General features: G+C 44.3%; 15 protein-coding genes and 1 pseudogene. 5 read left to right on the top strand and 11 right to left on the bottom strand.

Going from position 1 to position 23,868, the window contains the following annotated elements; genetic code table 11:
* Nucleotides 1-25: 25 nt before the first annotated feature.
* The 9 genes from ACINWC323_RS18495 to ACINWC323_RS18535 all read right to left on the bottom strand — a co-directional run bounded on the left by ACINWC323_RS18495 (nucleotide 26) and on the right by ACINWC323_RS18535 (nucleotide 11,470).
* Nucleotides 26-337: a hypothetical protein gene (locus ACINWC323_RS18495; RefSeq protein WP_009506090.1), complete on the bottom strand. Its 312-nt coding sequence runs from the start codon at nucleotides 335-337 to the stop codon at nucleotides 26-28.
* 435 nt (nucleotides 338-772) lie between these two features.
* Entirely contained in the window at nucleotides 773-2,173 is a 1,401-nt protein-coding gene (locus ACINWC323_RS18500) for an efflux transporter outer membrane subunit (protein ID WP_009506115.1), read from the bottom strand.
* 259 nt (nucleotides 2,174-2,432) lie between these two features.
* Complete coding sequence (locus ACINWC323_RS18505) at nucleotides 2,433-4,424, bottom strand: MacB family efflux pump subunit (protein WP_009506092.1); 1,992 nt, start codon at nucleotides 4,422-4,424, stop codon at nucleotides 2,433-2,435.
* Between the two features lies 1 nt (nucleotide 4,425).
* Entirely contained in the window at nucleotides 4,426-5,766 is a 1,341-nt protein-coding gene (locus tag ACINWC323_RS18510; RefSeq protein WP_009506149.1) for an efflux RND transporter periplasmic adaptor subunit, read from the bottom strand.
* A gap of 108 nt (nucleotides 5,767-5,874) precedes the next feature.
* A complete protein-coding gene (locus ACINWC323_RS18515; RefSeq protein ID WP_009506096.1) occupies nucleotides 5,875-6,705 on the bottom strand; it encodes an SIR2 family NAD-dependent protein deacylase in 831 nt (276 codons plus the stop codon).
* A 42-nt stretch (nucleotides 6,706-6,747) separates the two neighbouring features.
* Nucleotides 6,748-7,743: a DNA polymerase III subunit delta gene (gene holA, locus ACINWC323_RS18520; protein ID WP_009506132.1), complete on the bottom strand. Its 996-nt coding sequence runs from the start codon at nucleotides 7,741-7,743 to the stop codon at nucleotides 6,748-6,750.
* Between the two features lie 9 nt (nucleotides 7,744-7,752).
* Complete coding sequence (locus ACINWC323_RS18525; RefSeq protein ID WP_005228615.1) at nucleotides 7,753-8,262, bottom strand: LPS-assembly lipoprotein LptE; 510 nt, start codon at nucleotides 8,260-8,262, stop codon at nucleotides 7,753-7,755.
* Nucleotides 8,263-8,349: 87 nt separating this feature from the next.
* On the bottom strand, nucleotides 8,350-10,989 hold the full coding sequence (leuS, locus tag ACINWC323_RS18530) for a leucine--tRNA ligase (protein ID WP_009506104.1): 2,640 nt from the start codon (nucleotides 10,987-10,989) through the stop codon (nucleotides 8,350-8,352).
* 142 nt (nucleotides 10,990-11,131) lie between these two features.
* A complete protein-coding gene (locus ACINWC323_RS18535) occupies nucleotides 11,132-11,470 on the bottom strand; it encodes a DUF4124 domain-containing protein (RefSeq protein WP_009506093.1) in 339 nt (112 codons plus the stop codon).
* Between the two features lie 508 nt (nucleotides 11,471-11,978).
* Between ACINWC323_RS18535 and ACINWC323_RS18540 the strand changes: the two genes are divergently transcribed.
* From ACINWC323_RS18540 to ACINWC323_RS18555, 4 genes are all read left to right on the top strand, one after another.
* On the top strand, nucleotides 11,979-13,703 hold the full coding sequence (locus tag ACINWC323_RS18540; RefSeq protein WP_005228620.1) for an acetolactate synthase 3 large subunit: 1,725 nt from the start codon (nucleotides 11,979-11,981) through the stop codon (nucleotides 13,701-13,703).
* Nucleotides 13,703-14,194, top strand: a complete 492-nt coding sequence (gene ilvN / locus ACINWC323_RS18545; protein ID WP_004804329.1) for an acetolactate synthase small subunit — start codon at nucleotides 13,703-13,705, stop codon at nucleotides 14,192-14,194. Before ACINWC323_RS18540 ends, ilvN begins: the two co-directional genes overlap by 1 nt.
* 157 nt (nucleotides 14,195-14,351) lie before the next feature.
* Nucleotides 14,352-15,368, top strand: coding sequence for a ketol-acid reductoisomerase (ilvC, locus tag ACINWC323_RS18550; RefSeq protein WP_004659026.1), 1,017 nt, complete (start codon nucleotides 14,352-14,354; stop codon nucleotides 15,366-15,368).
* Nucleotides 15,369-16,086: 718 nt separating this feature from the next.
* Nucleotides 16,087-18,153: a putative bifunctional diguanylate cyclase/phosphodiesterase gene (locus ACINWC323_RS18555; protein ID WP_005228621.1), complete on the top strand. Its 2,067-nt coding sequence runs from the start codon at nucleotides 16,087-16,089 to the stop codon at nucleotides 18,151-18,153.
* A 59-nt stretch (nucleotides 18,154-18,212) separates the two neighbouring features.
* Here ACINWC323_RS18555 and ACINWC323_RS18560 read toward each other — a convergent pair whose 3' ends face one another.
* Together ACINWC323_RS18560 and ACINWC323_RS18565 are read right to left on the bottom strand one after the other, a co-directional pair.
* Nucleotides 18,213-19,355, bottom strand: a complete 1,143-nt coding sequence (locus tag ACINWC323_RS18560; protein ID WP_009506147.1) for an alpha/beta fold hydrolase — start codon at nucleotides 19,353-19,355, stop codon at nucleotides 18,213-18,215.
* 441 nt (nucleotides 19,356-19,796) lie between these two features.
* Entirely contained in the window at nucleotides 19,797-20,879 is a 1,083-nt protein-coding gene (locus tag ACINWC323_RS18565; protein WP_009506130.1) for a helix-turn-helix domain-containing protein, read from the bottom strand.
* A 252-nt stretch (nucleotides 20,880-21,131) separates the two neighbouring features.
* Between ACINWC323_RS18565 and ACINWC323_RS0118575 the strand changes: the two are divergent.
* Nucleotides 21,132-23,868: pseudogene (locus tag ACINWC323_RS0118575) on the top strand (ESPR-type extended signal peptide-containing protein); the annotation flags it as partial.

The raw sequence follows: 23,868 nt of genomic DNA, 5'->3' as shown, positions 1-23,868 counted from the left end.
GATGCAAAATACAGCTATGGTCTAATTATTCAATTTTGGCATATGGTCCTTCGATAGACCATTCATGATTTTCGTAATATTCAAGCCATTCTTCAAACATTGGATCATCTATACCGTAGCGCGAGAATTCATTTTCTAGAATACAAGAAAATGAGTTGCTCTCCATACTCCATTTAATAGATTTGATTTTTTGGTTTCTTTCTAGAGGGAAGTCAATTTCTAAACCAACGAAAGGAATAAATGGCATCTCAATTTTTTTATATGCAAGTGCCCAATTATTCGACTCTTTTAAAGTTTGTCTATCCCAAATATATAGCTGCAGATTAACGTTATGCATATCACTCCATGTATTGATGTTATTACCCATAAAAAGTAGACAGTTTATGATTGAATAGTATTTGATATGAATTTGAGATCAAGCTTATTAAACAGATGGTTTCCCAATTTGCTTCAATTAATTTGATTGTTTTCTACTATTTTCTCGGAATATGGATTACAACCTAAAATAGCATTTTTCATTTCTTCAGATAAAGATAGACTTAAGCTAGATATACACAAAGCTTCTACTATCGATTCTAACTTCTGATATGCCTGATGAGCTCTTGCGCCATCATTCACGTTAACTTTTTAAGCTACCGAGATTTATTTTAATGGTCAGCAACTTTCCTATGAAGTTATTTTTGATGATCAAGACAAGATTAAACGTATTCACCAGATCCCGAATAATCCAGATCTGGTGAAAGAATAACAGAGTAAAACAATAGCACTAAGGCTATTGTTTTGGTAGATCTTTTACAGGACTACCGCCAAGCGCTTGCATCAAGGTCACATAGGCATTGTATTGATTCTGCTTGGTTTCAACCAAGCTGAGTCGTGCATTACGTGTGGTTTCCTGCGCATCCAGCAAGTTCTTTAAGGCAATTGCACCATTACGATAACGCACTTCGGTTAAACGCTCAGTTTTATCTGCCAGCTCGACATTACGTTGTTGTAATTGAACCTGCTGATTCAGTTGAGTGCGATTGGATAAGGCATTTTCCACATCGGCAAAGGCCTGATACAGCGTTTGACGATGTTGAGTGATGGCTTTTTCATACTCAAGATCACTGATCGCAATATCTTTCTTCATATCGTTATATTGCAGGAAAGGTAGGCTTAAGCTCGCACCCAAAGTTAAAGCAGGATTCTTTAACAGTTGGGTTAAGGAAGTGCTGGTAGAGCCGAGACTTCCGGTCAGGTTAATCGACGGATAGTAGCTGGCTTTAGTGGCATCTTTGGTGGCTAAGGTTTTACGCAAACGTAATTCCGAAGCCTGCAAATCTGGACGGCGCGATAAAATATCGGCTGGTAAGCCTACCGCGATACTTGGCAAAGCATTGCGCGGTAATTGTGCAGGTTCCTTGATATTCAATTGTTGTACGGGCTCATGCAGTAAAACCGCAAGGGCAGTACGGGTTTCAACACGTTGCTGTTCAATCTGACTCAGGCTGGCTTTCTGGCTTTGTACTGATTGCTCTGCCTGAGTCAGATCCAGACCAGACACTGCACCCGCCTTGTATTGCGACTGTACTAGAGAATAGGTTTTTTGGGTCGAAGCCAGATTTTGCTGAACAGTCTGATAACGTTCATTCAGATAGCCCAATTGCCAATACAGTTTCGCCGTGGTACCCACCAGACTTTGTGCAGTCGCTTGTAAATCTTGTTCAGTGGCTAAAGCTTCCCAGCGGCTGGCTTCGGTTTGGCTGGCCAGCTTGCCAAATAAATCAAGCTCATAGCTGACTCCGGCGCTGGTGGTTAAACCACGATCAGAATCATCGCCTGAATTTAGGTTATAACTATGACCGGTGGAAACCGTTGAGCTGGTACGCAGGCCTTGTTTGTTTGCAGTCAAATCTGCCTGTAAGCGGGCCTGTTTCAAGGTGATGCCTGCTACGCTTAAATCACTGTTTCTCGCCAGAACCTGGCCGACCAGTTGATTTAACTGTGCATCATTAAACAGGGTCCACCATTGATCGGTCAGATTCACCTGTCTATTTTTTTGTGCATCGTACTGGAACTGTTGTGGTACTTGGACCGTTGGTGCGTTATAGGGTGTTTTGACGACTGCAGAACAGCCAGCTAATGATGTGCTGAGACAAAGCGCAAGTGCGATTTTATGTTGTTTGAATAACATTGATCGTCATTCCCTTAATAATTCGAAAGAGCATGATTATCGAGACAGTGTCTTATCGAGTTCTCATCCATTTTCAGTTTAAGCCTTCGGCTCGACCTACTTTTCGTTAGGGAAAAGTAGGCAAAACCATCGTCATCCGCAAAACCTGTTCTATTTTTTCATTTATCTAACTTCTCACAGAAACAATATCTTGTTGATACCACGCAGGTTGCGGATGACATTCCCGAGTATCTTGTTCCTGAGATCAATTTTTTGCTGGTTATTCTCTCGCTAAAGCCGCAACCGGGTCGAGTTGTGCCGCATTTCGTGCTGGCAAGAAGCCAAATACAATACCAATCAGACTTGAGCAGACAAACGCTGCCACAATCGAGGTGGTTGAATAACTCATTTCAATCACACCTTTGGCAAAGTGACCAATAATCTGTCCAATTCCTAAAGAGAGCAGTACACCCAAAATACCACCCAATAAACACACCAGAATGGCCTCAATCAGGAATTGCTGCAAAATATCGCTTTGTCGCGCACCGACCGCCATACGTACCCCGATTTCCTGGGTCCGTTCGGTTACAGAGACCAGCATGATATTCATCACGCCAATACCACCCACCACCAAAGAAATGACCGCAATTGCTGAAATCAGCAAGGTCATGGTGGCTGTGGTTTGCTGAATAGTTTCACGAATACTGTCCGAGTTCTGGGTAAATACATCCTGTGCGCCGTGACGCTGTTCCAGCAAGGTCAAGATTGCATTTTCGGCAGCACTACTTGGATATTCGTCTTTAATACGCACAATGATGCTACGCACATTGGATTGACCCAGCATACGGCTCATCACCGTCGAGTAGGGCAGATACACGTTCAGGCTGTCTGAATTTCCCATAAAGCCTTGTTGCGCATCAATCACGCCGATAATTCGACTTGGTACACTACCTAATAACAGCACCTGACCGACAGGGTTGGTACCATCTGCAAAGAAGGTCTTTTCAGTATTGGTATCAATCACCACATCTTGGGCACGTTGGGTCACGCTGGCCTTATCAAAAGGCTGGCCAGATTTAAAGGTCATACCGCGGACATAGAAGAAATCCGAGCTGACCCCATTCACAGTCGCTGCGGCTTCAGTATCTTTATAACGCAGCGTCAGACTGGTATTGGCTGACGGGCTGACCCCATCGACATAGGGCTGTTCAGCCAAGGCTTCGGCATCGGCTGGTACCAGCGTTTTGGCTTGTGAGGTCCGCGAGTTATCACCAAAACCACGCCCTTGATAGACGGTGATGGTATTGGTCCCGAGACTGCTGATATTTTCCAGAATCTGTTTTTGTGAGCCGTTACCCAGTGCCACGACCGAGACCACGGAGGCAATCCCGATAATGATCCCGAGCATGGTCAGGAAGGTTCGCATCCGGTGCGCATTCATGGCGAGTAAGGCCATACGGAATGCCTCACCGAGACGGTCAAAGAAAGAACGCCAGGCTGAGGTTTTCTTCTGTGGAGTCCGTTGCAGGGTCTGATGTTCTAAATCTTGATCGGCAAGTTCCGGCACATTGGCACGGTCTGAAATAATATTACCGTCACTAATCTCGATAATACGGGTGGCATTTTTTGCCACATTCAGATCGTGTGTAACCAGAATAATGGTATGACCTTTGGCATTCAGCTCACGCAAAATGCGCATTACCTCAATACCACTGTTCTTATCCAGTGCGCCTGTCGGTTCATCGGCCAGAATCACATCACCGCCGTTCATTAAGGCACGGGCGATAGAGACACGTTGCTGCTGACCACCTGAAAGCTGGCTTGGTCGATGATGTAAGCGTTCTTCAAGTCCTAGCTCAGACAACAATTCAGCAGAGCGTTGCTGCCGCAGATGACTGTCGACGCCTGCATAAATGGCAGGAACTTCAACGTTACCTGAGGCACTTAAATCGCCAAGTAAATGATAGCGCTGAAAAATAAAGCCAAAATATTCACGGCGTAATTGGGCCAGTTCATCTGGCTCTAGCTGGCGTGTTTCACGACCATTGACCTGATAGCTGCCTGCGGTAGGTTTATCCAGACAGCCGAGAATATTCATCAGGGTCGACTTACCTGAACCGGACTGCCCGACAATTGCAACCAGTTCACCTGCATAAATCTTGAGGTCGATGCCTTTCAGGATCTGCACAGTACCTTCACCCGCCGGAAACTCACGGGTGAGGTTGCTGACCTCAAGCAGGGGCTGTGATGAATGTGTTTGATGTTGCGTCATATTACATTCTCATTGCACGTTGGCTGCTACGTTTTGCCGCTTCATTTGAACTGTCGGAGGCATCGGCAATCACCACCTGATCACCTTGTTTCAAGCCTTTCAGCACTTGGGCGGTGACACGGTTGTTTAAACCGATCAACACCGGTTGTGGCTGGGCTGAACCATCGGCCTGTAACACACGAACCATACCGGTAGACGCTTTACCTTGTGCAACAAGCGCCTTTTCTTCTTCACTCAGTTCAAGGCGTTTTGGACGTTGCGCTTTGTCAGCATCGGTTTTTTTCGACTGTTCTGATGATCGATTACCTTGACCCCCCTTGGCACTACGATTACCACGTTGAGTCTGGATCGCTGCGGCTGGAATGGTTAAGGCATTTTTGGCATCAGCAAGCACGATGTAAACCTGAGCCGTCATATCAATACGAAGTTTGCCATCTTCATTCGGTACATCAAATAATGCGTTGTAGTACACCGCTGCATTCGAAGTCGATGAACTGTTACTGCTGGTGGTTTCGGTATTGATCGAGTTTGGCGCTGGTTCAACCTGACGCAATTTCGCGTAATGTTTCTTGTCGCTGTTACCTAAAGTGGTGAAATAAACGGTTTGGCCTTTTTCAACTTTCATGACATCGGCCTCAGAAATCTGTGCCTTAATGGTCATGGTGTCGAGCTTTGCCAGTTTCACAATGGTTGGCGCCGTTTGATTGGCGTTTACGGTCTGACCTTCTTCAGTCACGATTGCCACAATGGTCCCGTCCATCGGTGCCACAATACGGGTGTAGCCTAAATCTTCTTTAGCTGTTGCAAGCGTTAAGCGAGACTGTTCAATCTGTGCATTGATCGATGCAATTTGAGCTTGCGCCGTTTTAAAGTTTGCCAAAGCCGCTTCCAGTTCAGCACGAGAGGTCGCATCTTGACTGTACATGGCCTGTTGACGCTTATATTCGGCTTCAACTTTGGCCAGATTGGCCTGTTGTACAGCCAGTTGTGCCTGTTGATTTTTGATGTTGGCTTCGGCAGTTTTCTTTTCATTTTCCTGACGGATTGAATCAATTTGTGCGATCAGCTGACCTTGTTTAACCTGGTCACCTAACTGGACATACATCTTTTTCACCTGACCTGATACCTGTGCACCCACGCTCACCATCTTGGTAGCTTCGAGTACCCCCGTTGCCAATACCGAGTCTTCAATATCTCCGCGAGAAACTTCGGCACTGATATATTGCGGTGCTTGAGCTTTAGGCTTAAAGAACATCCATCCGAGTGCAGCGATGATCAGCACAGCGAGTGCAATCAGGATGAGTTTACGAGGCTGGATTTTTTTAGTGGTTGTTTTTGGCATGGCAACAGGTCAAAAGTAAGAAACTGCAGCTAGTATAAAAGTGAAATAAGGATAAAGCGTGAATATTTTTAATCTGGAATGAGAATTATTTTCTTTTTTTCTGCTGAGTTATTCTATAAAAATCTGATAAATACTGTGCATACCTGCTTCAGCATTGATGGGCAGGGCAACGCCACCTGTTGAGGGTAAGGCAAATTCTCTGGGATTAATTCGAATCAGGCGGGGAGCAAAACACTCGCTAAAATAACGCACGGTTGGTATCGCCGTACCTGCGCCCAATTCGATCACAACAGGTTGATGATGATCTTCTAAAAAAGTCGTGAGACGATGCATCTGTTGTTTTTGACGCTGGCTGAGCCACGTATCATCATTAAACATCAGGATATTTGGGCGAGCAAGATGGCCGCAGTGCGGGCAGCGTGGCAGTTGTCCCTGCCATTGGCAATGCTGATAATCAATTGCTGGGGTTAATTCATCTGCTGGCCAGATATCGGATTCACAGGCTGCAAGACATTGTAGATGGTGAATAGAACCATGACATTCATAAATGTATTGTGGATCAAAACCTGCTTTTTGAAATTGTCCGTCTACATTGGACGTAAATACAAAATAGGGCAGTTGCAACTGTTCAGCCAATTGTCTAAAGAGATGGAAGCCTTGATGGGGGAGGGTTTGCCGATACAGAGCCAGGCGATGTCCATAAAATCCCCAAGCCAGACGGGGCTGCCATTGAAACGCGGCTGGATTGGCAATTTCAGTAAAATCGAGACGCTGCTTACCGAGTTCAGGATAAGCTTGCCACATGCCCTGATTACCACGAAAGTCGGGCAGACCAGAATCGACACCCATGCCTGCACCTGCACTAATGATCAGGCTATCCGCTGATTTAAACAGATTTTTTATATGTTCAGTTTGACGGGGATCGAGTTGAAAAGACATGTGAATGCCTGTTGTTATGATGATGAGATGGATTATCTGGTTTTAAGCGGGTTGGGCAAATAGCGTTGTTCCACACAGTTCACTCAAGGCCTGTAGCATCAGGTGTTCGGCATTCTCTTTTGACATGCCTTTAATCGATGCGTCAATCCGTAATAATAAATCAGGCCAGTTTAAAAACTGTCTCGGATTCAGGCGACGTAAAGCCTGTTGATATTGCGACACCTTGGTTTTCCAGATGCCGAGCTGAATCGCATTGTGTGGTTGCTCGAACAGCTGCATCAATAAGCGCATTTCTTTGCTCAGCGTCCACAAAATCAGGCTGTCCGGTTCGCCCGCAGCAATCAGGTACTGATAAATCTTCACCGATTGAGCTAGATTGCCTGCAAGTAGCGCATTACTTAAATCATAAGTGGTATAACGCGATTGATCCTGCAAGCAGGCATACAGCTGTTCAATCTGGATCTGTTGAATGTCAGGGAACGTATCCGCAACCCGCATCAAGCTATTTTTGGCTGCCAGCAAATTATGTTCATGATGCTGCATCAGCCATTGCCAGGCATCATTATTGAGCTGGATATTGAGCTTTTCTGCTTCAATAGCGAGGATACGCTGCCGGTCTTGCGGATAGGTTGCGGTAAGCGGTACCACCACACCATTGGCTTCAACCACCTGAAAAAAAGCTGACTTTAAACTGCTACTGTCCTGTTTGGGCAGAACGATCAACAGCAGGTTGTGTTCATTATGTTGAATATAGCTTTTAAGCTGTTTTAAGCCATTGGCATCCGGTTTGATATTGCCATGCACTTCAATTGCCAGTTGTTGAGAGAACAGGGACAGGCTATTCAGTGCATTAAAGACATTTTTCCAGTCATTGACACTACTGATGTCGTAACGCTGGCGTTCAACTTCTTGTTGTTGCCAGCTTTTACGAAATGCATCCAGCAGGTTTTGTTCAAGCAGCGGTTCTTGTCCGTGCATGATCCATGCACCGCGAGCTTCATTGACACGTTTTAAGGCTTGAACATAATCCAGTTTCATAAGGCGTGATTATGGCTGGGCTTTAGGTAAACGGTTGGCCGCAATTTGACGTGTGATCTGCTGCGCCACATCATCAATCACAATACGGTTCAGATACGCTTCTTGCTGGTTATCGGTGTTTACCGTTGCCACATCGTACTGGTAAGTACGAGACGCGGTGAGCGTACGCGGTTCGGTAATTTTACGGCCTTGACGATCTTCGATCTGGAAGGTCACGGTCAAACGCAGTAATACTTCGGTGAGTTTACCGTTGAGGAGCTGACGACGAGGAGTGTAATCCAGAATGCGCAGCACATAGGCATCATTGGCATTGCTGAGTTGTACGCCGGTTGCACTGAGGTAAATACTGAGTCGGTTTTCAAGTTCACCGGTATTGGCAGGCAAGGCTAAAGACAGCTTGTTATAGACCAGCGGCGCTGCTGTTGGGTTACTTCCTTTTAAATGAAAGCCACAGCCGACTAAGCCTGCACTTAGGCCTAAAGTGAGAACGATAGCAGCTGCACGTTGCGCTAAGTGCATATTGATTCCTCTATTTATTCATCTTCCCTCAGCCCTCTTTTCAATTGAGGGAACCTCTCTTTTTACAAAGAGAGGTTAAAAGGGCGTTTAAACCACTAAATTAACGAGTTTATTTGGTACCACAATTTCTTTCTTGGTCGGACCGGTCAAGAATTGTTGCACTTCTGGTAAAGCTTTTGCCAGCGCCAATAAGTCATCTTTAGACATATCAACTGCGACGTCTAACTTACCACGAAGTTTACCATTCACTTGTACAACAATCGTTTGTGTATTACGGGTTAATGCCGACTCATCCACTTGCGGGAATTCAACCGTAGTCAGTTCCAGACCAAACTGGGTCAATAAGGTTTGACTTAAGTGTGGTGCAAACGGTGCAAGCAAGGTGAGGAGCGTGGTAATCGCTTCACGTGCGACAGCGGCATCATTATCATCTTTCGCTTCAAACTTGTTGCTGGCATTGAGTAATTCCATCAAGGCTGCAATTGCGGTATTGAAGGCATGACGACGTTCGATGTCATCACCCACTTTCTGGATGGTTTCATGGGTTTTACGACGTAAATCCTGTGCATCTTTAGAAAGGTTTGCAGTATCAATCGTAGTCGCTTGATTGCCTTTTTCAAGGAAGCCTGCCGCTAAACGCCATACACGTTTCAAGAAACGGTTTGCGCCTTCTACACCTGCATCTGACCATTCCAATGATTGATCTGGCGGTGCAGCAAACATCATGAAGACACGTGCTGTATCTGCACCGTATTGATCAATAATCGCTTGTGGATCAATACCATTGTTTTTCGACTTGGACATTTTTTCTTGTCCGCCGATCACAACTTCCTGACCATCACCTGAATATTTTGCAGACAGGATACGACCTTTTTCGTCACGTTCTAATTCGATGTCAGCAGGGTTAAACCAAGTTTTCTTGCCATTCTCAGCTTCACGGTAGAAGGTGTCGGCCAAAACCATGCCTTGTGTTAACAAGTTAGTAAATGGTTCGTTACCTTGTACTACGCCTTCATCACGCATCAATTTATGGAAGAAACGTGCATAAAGTAAGTGCAGAATTGCGTGCTCTACACCACCGATATATTGGTTCACAGGAAGCCAGTTTTGAGCTGCTTCAGGTTTGACCATACCGCCAGTAAAGTCTGGAGAGGCGTAGCGTGCATAGTACCAAGATGATTCTACGAAAGTATCCAATGTATCTGTTTCACGACGTGCATCGCCGCCACAGCTTGGACATTTGGTTTCATAGAACTCAGGCATTTTATTCAATGGGTTACCAGAACCATCTGGAACGACATCAGTCGGTAATACTACTGGCAATTGATCTTCTGGAACTGGCACCTGACCACAACTGTTACAGTTGATCATCGGGATCGGACAACCCCAGTAACGTTGACGAGAGACACCCCAGTCACGTAAACGGAATTGAACTTTAGCATTTGCCAAAGCTTGTGGTTCTAATTTTGCGAGGAATGCATCGAAAGCCGCTTGGAATGCTAAACCGTCAAACTCACCAGAGTTAACCAGTTTGCCTTCTTTCGAGCCATACCACTCTTGCCATTCAGTTGCAGAATAATCTGCATCGTCAGCACCTTTGGCATCAATCACTTGCTTAATTGGCAAATTGAACTTGTTTGCAAATTCAAAGTCACGTTCGTCATGTGCTGGAACCGCCATTACAGCGCCAGAACCATAAGACATTAATACGTAATTTGCGATCCAGACTGGAAGCTCTTCACCCGTTACAGGGTGTTTTACGAACAAACCTGTTGCCATGCCTTTCTTTTCAGCAGTGGCTAAATCCGCTTCTGCCACTGAACCCATGCGGCATTCTTCAATAAATGCAGCCAATTCAGGGTTGCCTGCTTCTGATTGGAGGGCAGCAGCTTTCAGCGCGAGCGGGTGCTCTGCTGCAACCGCAACGTATGTCACACCCATAAGTGTGTCAGCACGCGTTGTATAAACCGTTAAGCCGTCAGCATAGATTTCAGTATTGGCAGACGGGAAGGTGATTTCCATCCCCGTCGAACGGCCAATCCAGTTACGTTGCATGGTCAAGACCTGTTGCGGCCAGCCGTCTTGCAAGGTATCGAGATCGTCTAATAATTCTTGTGCATAGTCGGTAATGCGGAAGTAATACATTGGAATATCGCGTTTTTCCACCAATGCACCTGAACGCCAGCCACGACCATTTTCAACTTGTTCATTGGCAAGAACAGTCTGGTCGACCGGATCCCAGTTCACGGTTGAAAGCTTACGATAGATCAAGCCTTTTTTATAAAGCTGTACGAATAACCATTGTTCCCAGTGATAATACTCTGGGGTACAGGTTGCAAATTCGCGATCCCAATCGACAGACAAGCCCAATTTTTTTAATTGGTCACGCATATAGGCGATGTTTTCAAAGGTCCATTTGGCCGGCGCAACCTGATGTGCAATCGCTGCATTTTCAGCAGGCAAACCAAACGCATCCCAACCCATTGGCTGGAGGACAGTCTCGCCTTTTAAACGATAAAAACGGCTGATCACGTCACCAATGGTGTAGTTACGCACATGCCCCATGTGCAGCTTGCCACTTGGGTAAGGGAACATCGACAGGATATAGCGATGTTTACCCTCTACAGTGTCTGCAACTTTAAAAACTTTGCGATTGTCCCAGTCTTGTTGAACTTGAGGCTCAATGGCACTTGCTTGATATTCGGAGTCAATGTGAGAAGTCGTCATAGGGATATGCGATACAACAAAAAAGTAAAGTTAAGATTGCTGCACAGCATAGCGCAAAATTGCAGGAAATGTCAGTTTTTAGATCGGGATTTTATCTGCAAGCGTCGCCAGCTTCAGGCCAGCGTGCAGATCGCCACGCCGTTTAATAGGCAGATTGCGGGGCGTTTGCTGGTGGCGTTTGTGGTTTGGCGCTATTGGCGGGTACTTCGGGTTCAACTTGAGGTACTTGGGGTGCAGTATTCGGGCTAGTCGTTGCATTATCCTGCTGAGATGGATTCTGTTTCACCGAATGACTACTGCCATAAGTCGAAACTTTATCCAGTCGTTTGGCACCTTTCGGTGGTGGCGTGGTGGTGTAATGGGTCGAGCCCTTGGCATCCATCCATTTATAATATTGCTGGGCCTGATTGTGGCTGGAGCACAGTAATAGGGCTGTTGTTGATAGTGCATATAAGCTTGATTTTAAATAAGATGATGTCATATTTGATCTCCCCAAGAGAATGCTGTTTATATTCGATCAAAATGCTGAACTGAGCTGTTTACAATGCCTATTTTTCCTTAAAAAGAAAACAGTTTTTTGACAAAAGGCACTTTAAAAAGACCAAATTATTTCGTGAAATGTGTTTAAAAAAACAACAGCTAAAAAATATTCGTTAAAAACCTTTTCTTTGTTCTTGACTTTGCTTATGAAAGAAACAAGAATGCTTTCTTAAGTTTTATATGCGCTTATTTGATCACCCTTCGAATAAATGTCATGGCTTGTAATGGACATTCTTTCTAGCCGAGAGAATGATTTTTTGAAATGTGCTTATCCCAGCATATTTTGATTCGAGATGTCATCAAGTTTATACGGCTGATGAGTCTCAGAAAATTTTTCCTATTACAGCAAAAACGAGTAGAATACGCACACTTATAAGAAGTGCAAAAGTTAATGAATAACACACAATTTATGTCTCCCATAAATTGTGCTAACACTAGGGTGAATCACGTTGGAACTTTTATCTGGTGGTGAAATGCTCGTTCGTGCCCTCGCGGACGAAGGCGTAGAGCATGTTTTTGGGTATCCAGGCGGCGCTGTATTACATATTTACGATGCGCTATTTCAACAAGACAAAATTAACCATTACCTCGTTCGTCATGAGCAAGCTGCTGGTCATATGGCAGATGCCTACTCACGCGTCACGGGTAAAACTGGTGTAGTACTGGTCACTTCAGGACCAGGCGCGACCAATACCGTCACTCCAATTGCTACAGCCTACATGGACTCAATCCCGATGGTGATTCTGTCTGGTCAGGTTGCCAGCCATCTGATTGGAGAAGATGCGTTTCAGGAAACGGATATGGTCGGTATTTCTCGCCCAATCGTAAAACACAGTTTCCAGGTGCGTCACGCTAGCGAAATTCCTGCCATTATCAAGAAAGCATTCTATATTGCTGCCTCTGGCCGTCCGGGTCCGGTTGTGGTTGATATTCCAAAGGATGCCACCAATCCGGCAGAAAAATTTGCCTACGAATATCCTGAAAAAGTGAAGATGCGTTCATATCAGCCGCCTTCACGTGGTCATTCAGGTCAAATCCGTAAAGCGATTGATGAACTGATTTCTGCAAAACGCCCGATCATTTATACCGGTGGTGGTGTGGTTCAGGGCAATGCGTCTGGCCTATTGACTGAGCTGGCACATTTACTTGGCTATCCAGTAACCAACACCCTGATGGGCCTTGGTGCTTTCCCGGGCAATGATCCACAGTTCGTGGGCATGTTGGGCATGCATGGTACCTATGAAGCCAATATGGCGATGCATAATGCCGATGTAATTCTGGCCATTGGTGCGCGTTTCGATGACCGTGTAACCAATAACCCTGCAAAATTCTGTACCAATGCGAAAGTGATTCATATTGATGTAGACCCTGCAACCATTTCCAAGACCATTATGGCGCACATCCCGATCGTGGGTGCAGTAGAGCCGGTACTTCAGGAAATGCTCGCGCAGTTGAAACAGATGAATGTTTCAAAGCCAAACCCTGAAGCAATTGCAGAATGGTGGTCTCAGATTAATGAATGGCGCAAAGTTCATGGCTTGCGTTATGAAGCAGGCCAGAACGGTGTCATGAAGCCACAACAGGTGGTTGAAGCACTGGATCGCGTGACCAATGGTGAAGCGATTATTACTTCTGACGTTGGTCAGCATCAAATGTTTGGTGCCAACTACTACAAATACAAACGTCCACGCCAATGGATCAACTCGGGCGGCTTGGGCACCATGGGTGTTGGCTTGCCGTATGCGATGGCTGCAAAGCTTGCATTCCCTGACCAGCAGGTAGTATGTATTACTGGTGAAGCATCAATCCAGATGTGTATCCAGGAATTATCGACCTGTAAGCAATATGGTCTGAATGTAAAAATCCTGTGCTTGAATAACCAGGCACTGGGTATGGTGAAACAGTGGCAGGACATGAACTATGAAGGACGTCATTCAAGTTCTTATGTAGATTCATTACCTGACTTTGCCAAGTTAATGGAAGCTTATGGTCACGTTGGCATTCAGATTAACCACGCAGATGAGCTGGAATCTAAATTAGCTGAAGCGATGGCGATTAATGATAAATGTGTATTCATTAATGTCATGGTTGACCGTACTGAACATGTCTACCCGATGCTGGTTGCTGGTCAGTCCATGAAGGATATGTGGTTAGGTAAAGGGGAGCGTACATAATGAGACATATTATTTCTGTACTCGTTGAAAACGAGGCGGGTGCGCTTTCTCGTTTGGTGGGATTGTTTTCTCAACGTAATTACAACATTGAGACACTGAATGTTGCGCCAACCGAAGATGAAACCTTATCGCGGTTGACCTTAACCACCTATGGTGATGATCACAAGATTGAGCAGATCACCAAACAACTCAACAAACTGGTTGAAGTGGTAAAAGTGGTTGATTTATCTGAAGGTTCACATATTGAACGTGAATTGATGCTGATCAAGGTCAAGGCATTGGGTGCTGCGCGAGCAGAAATTAAACGTACAGCTGACATCTTCCGTGCGCAAATCGTAGATGTTACACCGACGACCTATACCATTCAGATCGCAGGTACAACGGACAAGATTGATGGTTTTATTGATGCACTGGCAGAAAACACCATCCTTGAAGTGGTGCGTTCTGGTGTATCTGGTATCGCACGTGGCGAAAAAGTTTTAACAATTTAAGTTTTTTAAAACCCTCATCCCAACCTTCTCCCAGAGGGAGAAGGAGTTCCCTCTCCTGAGCGAGATTTAAAGCACTGCTTTAAAACGAAGCGCAAGTGAGGGTTAGGGTGAGGGGGAAATACCCAACATATTTTTAAAGTTTTCATGGAGAAAACAGATGCAAATTTTTTACGATAAAGACTGTGACTTATCTATCATCCAAGGCAAGAAAGTTGCAATCATTGGTTATGGTTCTCAAGGTCATGCACATGCACTTAACTTGAAAGACTCTGGCGTAGACGTAACTGTTGGTTTACGTGCCGGTTCAGCATCTTGGAAAAAAGCTGAAAATTCTGGTCTTAAAGTATCTGAAGTTCCAGCTGCTGTAGCGCAAGCTGACTTGGTCATGATCCTGACTCCAGATGAGTTCCAATCTCAACTTTATCGTGACGTGATTGAACCAAACATCAAAGAAGGTGCAACTTTAGCATTTGCGCATGGTTTCTCTATTCTTTATAACCAAGTTGTTCCACGTAAAGACTTAGACGTAATCATGGTTGCACCGAAAGCACCTGGTCACACTGTACGTTCTGAATACCAACGTGGTTCAGGTGTTCCTGACTTAATCGCGATCCATCAAGATGCTTCTGGTAATGCACGTAACGTTGCACTTTCTTATGCTTCAGGCGTAGGTGGTGGTCGTACCGGTATTATCGAAACTTCTTTCCGTGAAGAAACTGAAACTGACTTGTTCGGTGAGCAAGCTGTTCTTTGTGGTGGTGCAGTTGAACTGGTTAAAATGGGCTTCGAAACTTTGGTTGAAGCGGGTTATGCACCAGAAATGGCTTACTTCGAATGCTTGCACGAACTTAAGTTAATCGTTGACTTGATGTTCGAAGGCGGTATCGCTGACATGAACTATTCTGTATCGAACAATGCAGAATATGGTGAATATGTGACTGGTACTGAAGTGATCAACGAACAGTCTCGTGAAGCAATGCGTAATGCATTGAAACGCATTCAGTCTGGTGAATATGCGAAGATGTTCATTCAGGAAGGTGCGTTGAACTATCCATCGATGACTGCTCGCCGTCGTCAAAACGCAGCACATGGTATCGAAGTAACAGGTAACAAGTTACGTGCGATGATGCCTTGGATTCAAGCAAACAAAATCGTAGACAAAGAAAAGAACTAATTTTTTCTAAGTCAAATAAAGACCCTTGTTTATTCAAGGGTTTTTTTATGGAAAATCCTAATGTTACGTACGTTAGCGAAGCATAGCTTCTCTCTTGCGTAGGGGTCTTACGAAGCGCTGCTTCTCATGCTTTTCTATTTCCCTGCTCCTTGCGTAAGAAGAAAGTAATACTTTCTTAAACCTTACTCAGGATTCAAGCGAACAAGATTGTAGATAAAGAGAAAAACTAAGTTCTAGTTTAATCTTTAAAAAGCCCTTGTTTATGCAAGGACTTTTTTTATGCGATGTAAATGACAGGTGTTGCATCCGAAGTAAAAAATCAGATGAATGCAGTTTGAGATTTAAGCATTTTTATGAGAAAGTTTAACCATGCTCCAGCACGATAATGCCTTAAGATTTTGCGGAATCTGGGCGATTTAAAAACAGTTGCAAACCCAAAAAGTGCCCTGCAAAAAGCGTTAGTAAAAATAAATTAAATTTTCAATTAAAAAGTAGAAATAAAAAACAAGGCTTTTCATCGGTTTGAAATGTTCACCTGCTTTTATTCTATTGATTTATAAAGTGAAAAGGACTTGACCTTATGCCAGATGATGCTATTGTTAAGGAAAGTTTATGAATGTCAAATTCATCGCTTTTTTGAGTGTAGAAGGTCGTTCGGATTTCGAGCATTTTTGCTCATCAAATAAAAAAAAGTACTGAATAATCATGGAAGTCCTTTATGGTTCACGTTGATTACGATAGCACATTGGTCATCGTTTCCATTTTGGTTGCAATAGCGACATGCTATGCGGCAGTTTCAATGGAAGAACTCGTTTTTAAAGTTGCTTATAAAAAATTTGAAAAAAGCATTTTAGTGGCGAGTGGCTTAATCTTAGGATTAGCGATATGGTCAATGCACTTTGTGGGAATGCTGGCTAGCCATTTGCCAGAAGGGTATCGTTTTGATGTGAGTTTAACCATACTGTCCTATCTGGTCGGTGCTGTGGCTTCCATTTTTGCGGTATGGCTCACTTCTAGGCCGACCTTGCCTTTACCTCGTCTCGTACTTGGCGCTGTTTTTATGGGCCTCGGGATATCAGGCATGCATTACACCGGCATGCTGGCATTAATGGTTGAACACCACCGGATGCATTATGACCCTCTGCTGGTGATCTGCTCGGTGCTGATTGCGATTAGTGGTTCGGGCTTAAGTTTCTTCTTTATTTTTAAATATAAAAATGCAATAAAATACCGTACTTTACTTAAAGCAACTGTTGCTATCCTGATGGCATTCAGTATTGTCGGAATGCATTATACCGGCATGGCAGCCACCTACTTTGATGAAAGCCTGGCGCAAGTCCTGACCTCGGACCAGACTCAACAAAGTGTTTTACTGTTTACCATTATTTTTATTACCAGTCTGGTTTTTGTCGCAGGTTTCGCGGTCGCAGTGCTAGAAGCGCGTCTGGAAGAGCGCAATGAACAGCTCACAAAGATGAATAAAGAGCTGGCTACCCAGTCGCTACATGATGCGCTGACAAAATTACCGAACCGTTTGTTCCTCACAGATTATGCTGAAGTGGTGTTTAGCCACCATCGTTTACACGACCAAAAAGCAGCATTTCTCTATATCGACTTAGACCGTTTCAAGTCTGTGAATGATGCTTTTGGGCATCATATCGGTGACCAGTTGCTGATCCAGATGGCAAACCGTCTCCATAATAAATTAGACAATAGCCGCCATAAGCTGTTCCGGATTGGTGGCGATGAGTTTGTTCTCATTGCCGAAAATACCGATATCAATGAAGCGATGCAGCTTGCAGAAAATCTCCTGCACTACATTCAGGAAACCTATTTAATTGCGACCAAAGATATCAATATCTCTGCCAGTGTCGGGATTGCCATGTATCCAGAACATGGCACCAATGTGCAGGACATTTTGATCAATGCCGATGTCGCGATGCTGATCTCGAAAGAGCAGGGCCGCAATACCTATACCATGTTCCATTCCATGTCCGATCAGCAGGATGTGCGCAGTCAGTCCAAATTGATTAATGATCTTTATAAAGCGGTCGATGAACAGCAATTTGTATTGTTTTACCAGCCCAAATTTACCGCCAGTTATGAAGTCTGCGGTGTCGAAGCCCTGATTCGCTGGAAGCATCCAACGCTGGGATTATTAACACCGCAAATGTTTATCGATGGCGCAGAAAAAACCGGTTTGATTATTCCGATGGGCTATTGGGCGCTCGAACAAGCCTGCCAGCAAATCCAGAAATGGGAACAAAATAACAGTGCCTTCTACCCGATAGCCGTCAATCTGTCTGCACTGCAGTTTGAAAATAAAAAGCTGTTTAGCGTACTGGAACAACTGTTAGAACAGTATCAGATCCAGCCCCATCATTTAATTCTTGAAATTACCGAATCGACCGCGATGCATCATATCGATTCCAGTATCCGCACCTTAGAACGTTTGCGCAAACTCGGCATCCGCATTGCCATTGATGATTTCGGGACAGGCTATTCCAGTTTCCTGTATTTAAAAGATTTACCGGTGGATGAGCTTAAAATTGACCGCGGTTTTCTCATCGATCTGCAGCCTAATTCCAAAGAAGAAGCGATATTGGAAAGCATTATCCATCTGGCCGCAAAGCTGGGTTTGATCGTGACCGCAGAAGGGGTAGAGACCCAACAACAGGCCGATATTCTGACCAGCTTAGGCTGCCATCAGTTACAAGGCTACCTGCTAGGTACACCGGTCAACGTCGAAAGTCTGGTGCTGCATCGCCAACAACATTTTGCCTGAATCAATGATGGGCTGCTCAGTTTATTAAAACCTTGCAGCCTGATCTTGCAGAATTTTTTTTAATCCGAACGTTGCGCTAACCACTGGGTCACCACTGGCCAGACAGAATGCGGTGCCTGATTGCCTGAAACCAATCCCATATGCCCGCCAGGAACAATTTCAAACTGTTTATCGGTACTGCTAATCAAATCCATCAGCGGGCGTACTGCCTCGGCAGTGACAATGATATCGGTACTGCCGCCCACCGCCAGCACAGAACAATCAATGTCTTTTAGATTCGCCGTTTGTTCCCCGAATTTCACCGTTCCAGTGGAAAGTTCATTATCAATCCAGAAGCGTAAAATGATATCGCGCATGACGCCGCCTGGATAGGCCAGCATATTGTCAACAAAAGAACTTGAAGTGGCGTGATTGATCACAAACTGGCGGTCATTCAGGTTTTTGAGCAGTTCCCAGTAATTCTTAAAGTTACCAATCGGATCGGTGAGTTTAAAGCCCAGCGTATTTTGCCAGCCGTGGATATGGAAAACCCGGCTTGGCACTTGATAAATCCGGAATTTGGTATTGCTGCGGATCCATTGTGCCGGTGCGGTCAGCTTCTGATAAAACTTGCCCATATAGCCTGATTTATGGGTGTTAATCGGCGAAGCTAGAATCACCATATTCTGAATATTTTTATCTTTAAACAGTGAGGTATAACACAGGGAAAGTGCACCACCTAAACTCCAGCCATACAGGGAAAGATGCTGCTGACCACTGTGCTGGCGAATTTTTTCAATAAAGTCGGGCATAAAGGTTTTGACATAGGTGCCGAGATTATACCGGGCCTGTCGCAAACTAGGCGTACCCCAGTCAATCAGATAAACGTCAAAGCCTTGTGCCAGAAAATAACGGACCAGACTACGAGTTGGGAATAAATCATAAATCAGCATATTGGCTGCAAGTGGCGGCACAATGACCAAAGGAATCCGGTGTTTTATGACGCTACGGTCAGTGCTGTAATGACGCAGACTGATAATTTCACGCTGATAGACGATTTCGAAAGGAGTCTTGCCTGACAGGGCCAACTGTTGGCCACGGAAGACACGATCTACAGCATTTGCCAGAATATGCTGGGCTTGCTGACGCCTGCGACTATTCAAAATGCGTTGCACCGCTTGAGTCATGATGAGAGGTCGTTTCGCTCTTGGCAATTGAATCATTTTGAACCTAAAACGTTAAGGTGTTGCACTATTGGATAGCGGCATATTAGAAGAAAAATACGTATAGCTCAGTGACTCATTTGCTTAACTTACATACCAAAATGATCAATTTTAATGAAGATCAATCAGAGTCTAACCACTGTGTATTAGGCTTAAGGCAAAAAACTATAAAGATTACTAGCATATTCAAAAGCTTTGAATTAAAAAGTTCAATTAGCATGTCGGAAAATGTATATCTGAACATAAAACATTTGTTGATTATTATAATCATTTTTTATAAAAGCTATGATCATAAACAAAATGCCTCAGTTACTCTGGAGAAACTGCAACTGAGGAGGATGAGTTAATTTAAAAAATATTATTTTTTATTCTTTAAAATATTTTTATTGAGAATATTTAAAAATAAAGTATTTGACGTTTTAAAATGGTTAATAGCAAGATCTAGATTTTACTATGTTTGAGATAATACTGTTTGATTGCAATACGTTGTTCCCGGATATAGTCACTGGGATTTTTCCCGGTCCAGCCAATAAATGCCCTAGAAAATGCACTGATGTGGCTATAGCCGAGCAAATCCGAGATTTCCTGAATGTTGCGATTTGAATCGATGAGTTTTCTGGTAATTTCAAATTTTTTTGATTGAAGTAAAGCCGAAAATGTAGTGTTGGCACCAGCAAGCTCTCTTTTTAAGGTTCTTTCCGAAATCTTTAGTTTTTTAGCTACATCGCTTAAAGTTGGAAAACCTAAACCTGGAATAAATTTTAGTTGCTGGTTTACTTTTAAGATAATCTTATTGTCTTGGTCCTGATAAAATAAATATTCCTTATTCATTAGTTCTTTGGCAATTGTATAAGCGGCGGTTGAACTAAAAGTCAGAGGTAGATCTAAACATTTAATATCAAAGCTGATCTGATTAAAATCTTTATTGAAGTTGAAAGCAGGCAAACGTTTTTCATAAAAATGATGATATTTCGGTGAATCCCAAGCAATATCAATACTTATACCTGTCAGGTTATAATTGGTGATCAATTGTAAGTTGGTTACAATGTCAATAATCGCACTTTCGATAAAAAACTTATTAATACTATCTTTTTGAAATTCATTTAATTGGCTGGATAATTGATATAAGGGATTAAATCTGATAATAATTTTATTGTTTTTATTGAATATTAATAAGTCCATTTTGTGAACACGCATACTATAATAATTCTGTAAGTCATTTAAAACCTGACCAATGGTACTGTTAGTTAATAGCGCAAAACCTAATGCGCCGTGCGTAGTAATTTTGCAATTAAAGCCAAATTGATAGCCCAGGCCGCGATCTGGCAAAAGCTCCAGAATACGTCCAACAAATTCAGTCCAGATATCAAAATTTAAACGATCATTGGAGTTGATGTCCGTGAGGAAGGAGAGTGGAATTTGACAACTTCGAATGATTTCACTTTGGGGAATTCCAAACTTAGCAGCAGTTGCTACCAATAATTTTAAATAATCATTATGGACGTTAAGTAACTGTTTTTTCATGGCAAATATAAAATATTGATCTATAGCATATATACATGAGCTTTTTGTACGGTTGTATTTTTTTAGAATCAAAGTCCCTTAATGTTTATTAATATGTGCTAAATTGTTTTTTATTATTCTTTTGGGGAATGGTAAGAGTTTTTTTTTTAAAATAAGTATTAATTGTTAAAATTAAGTCTCAATTGTTAAGTTGTTCCCAGACTGCGAAGTTTAGATTAATTGTGCTAAACTTACTTTATAGGCACTTAACAGATGAATAAAATATACCGTTTAGTCTGGAATAAAAGTCTAAGTTTATGGACTGTGGTTTCAGAAAATGCGAGGGGCGTAACAAAAAAACGTAATGTAACATCAACTGCTGATGTAAATACTACTGCCTCTTTTCCTTCAAATTCTAGAAAAGATCAACAATTTAAACCCACTCAAACTTTTTTAGCCTTAACTATTAGCTCGGTACTCTTTAGTACCGGTGCATTTGCTGCAACCAATACTGACGGAGGAACAGTTTCCAACAACAGGAGGGGTGACAGTATGGCCATGTCACCAACTGCTTCGCAGTGTGGTAGAGAATCAAGTGAGGCCTCAGTCAATGGCTATGGCGGCGTAGCCATTGGTTGTGGTAGTACCATTACTGGAACTGATATTACTTTAAGGCAGCAACTAAATAACCGTCGTGGAACAGGTACGAATGATTATCCAACAGGAGTAGATCGTTTATCTGGTGCTTCAACTGCGGTAGGCCGAAATAACCAGGTAAGTAACCCAGGTGGTGCTACGGTTATCGGTAATTCAAATGTCTCGGATGGTGATGGCTCTTTCCAGAATGTAGCGATTGGTCAAGGAAACTGGACTTCTGGTCAGGGCTATAACACCGCTTTGGGAATTGGTAACGACATATCGATTGGTAACTCTAATGTTGCTATCGGGGTAAATAACCGCGCATCGGGCAATACATCAATTGCGATGGGGCGTGGTACCTGGGCAGATGCTGATTATTCAATTGCGCAAGGTAATACTGCAACGGTAGCAGTGGGTGCAACTAGCGGTATTGCGATGGGGCACTCTGCGACAACTAAAGGAGAGCGTGGTATTGCCATCGGGAGTAGTACCTCCACAGTAGAGAACTATGATCCTGACACTGCAGCCAATGCGGATGGAACTGATGCAATTGCATTAGGTACAGGAGCGAAAGCGACTGAAAATCAGACGACAGCGGTCGGCCGTCAGGCACAGGCAACTGGCGCCAATGCTGCGGCTTATGGCAATGAAGCCAATGCCAATGGTACTTCTAGTGTTGCGGTCGGTGATAAAGCGAAGGCACAAGGCGATAATGATATTGCCATGGGCCTCAATGCAGCGACCGCGAGTGGAGGCAGCAATAACATCGCAATGGGTAATGGTGTGAGTACCGGTGCTACGGGCCAGAATGTTGCGATGGGTTCAGGCAGTACTACGGCCAATGCTGCCTCAAGCGAAGGCGGTGCAGTGGCGATTGGTCGTGACCAGAAAGCCACAGGTGACGGTGCGGTAGCGCTGGGGGACCCGAACACCGCCAATGGTAACGGTACCGTAGCCTTGGGCCGGAACAACACAGCGGCAGGTGATGATGCTGGAAATACTGCGGCCAATGGTGCTGTGGCGATAGGTAATGAAAACAAAGCGATTGGACAAGGTTCGGTTGCGTTAGGTAACGCTTCAACCGCTGCGGCAGCAGGGGCAGTGGCCTTAGGTGATACTGCCAATGCACAAGCAGCGAATGGTTTGGCATTAGGTTCAAATGCTGTAGCCACCAATGCCGATGATGTAGCATTGGGGGCAGGTAGCCAAACTTCGACGGCAACAGGTACAGCTTACCGCACGGGTACGGCAGCCTCGAACTCGGTGGTTTCAGTGGGTACAGCTGGCAATGAGCGTCGTATCCAGAATGTTTCTGCAGGTGCAGCAGACACCGATGCAGTGAATGTCAGCCAATTAAGAAGTGTACAGGATGGTGTTGATCAGCTAGGTCAAACTACCGCTGATGCATTGGGTGGGGGTTCAACCTATGACCCAAGCACAGGCACTGTTTCCAGTCCGACCTATAACATCAATGGTACAGATACTGGCAATGTTGGAGATGCGCTGGCAGAACTGGACAAAGGCTGGACCTTGCAATCTAACGGTGCTAACAGTGGTGCAGTCAAAGCAGGTGATACGGTAGATATCGGCACGGCAGACGGCGAAGAAAACCTACAAGTCGCGAAAGAAGGCAATGACATCAAGTACAGCCTGAACCGTGACCTGAAAGTGGATAGCGTCACTGCGGGTGATACCGTGATCAACAATGACGGCATGACCATTACCGGTGGGCCAAGCGTGACCAAGTCAGGTATAGATGCTGCGGGCACGACCATCAGCAATGTAGGACCGGGTGTTGCAGGGACTGATGCAGTTAACGTAGATCAACTCAACCAAGCTAGCCAAGACTTAACCGACAAGGGCTTTGGCATTACTGCACAAGACGGTACTACTGTTCAGAAGAAACTGGGCGAAGCTGTTGATGTGGTGGGTGCGGATGAAAATATCACGACCAAAGTTCAAGACGGCAAAGTCGCAATTGAACTGGCCAAAGACCTAACGTGAATAGTGTCACTGCAGGCGATACCGTGATGAACACCGATGGTGTGACCATTGCCGGTGGACCAAGTGTGACCAAGTCAGGTATTGATGCAGCAGGTAATAAAGTTACCAAGTTGCCGATGGCGATATCAATCCAGATTCGAAAGATGCGATCAACGGAAGCCAGTTGGCAAATAATGCACAAAGCGTGGCAGATGCGCTAGGTGGGGGTTCCACGTAAATCCGGACGGCACTGTTTCCAGTCCGACCTATAACATCAATGGTACAGATACCGGCAATGTTGGAGATGCGCTGGCAGAACTGGACAAAGGCTGGACCTTGCAATCTAACGGTGCTAACAGTGGTGCAGTCAAAGCAGGTGATACGGTAG

Source organism: Acinetobacter sp. WC-323 (assembly GCF_000314615.1).
GTDB lineage: Bacteria > Pseudomonadota > Gammaproteobacteria > Pseudomonadales > Moraxellaceae > Acinetobacter > Acinetobacter courvalinii.
The sequence above is the reverse complement of the archived record's forward strand: the minus strand, read 5'-3'. Positions and strand labels throughout refer to the sequence as shown.